Annotated in this window: 1 rRNA gene; it reads right to left on the bottom strand. The window is 54.0% G+C overall.

The annotated features are described in order from the left end of the window. A 16S ribosomal RNA gene (locus AAC854_RS23735) occupies positions 1-226 on the bottom strand; the annotation flags it as partial.

Below are 226 nucleotides of genomic sequence, written 5' to 3' on the forward strand. Positions count from 1 at the left end.
CGTGCGCTTTACGCCCAGTAATTCCGATTAACGCTTGCACCCTCCGTATTACCGCGGCTGCTGGCACGGAGTTAGCCGGTGCTTCTTCTGTGGGTAACGTCAATCGTGAAGTCTGTTCAACTTCACGCCTTCCTCCCCACTGAAAGTACTTTACAACCCGAAGGCCTTCTTCATACACGCGGCATGGCTGCATCAGGCTTGCGCCCATTGTGCAATATTCCCCACT

Source organism: Xenorhabdus entomophaga (assembly GCF_037996725.1).
Classification (GTDB): Bacteria; Pseudomonadota; Gammaproteobacteria; order Enterobacterales; family Enterobacteriaceae; genus Xenorhabdus; species Xenorhabdus khoisanae.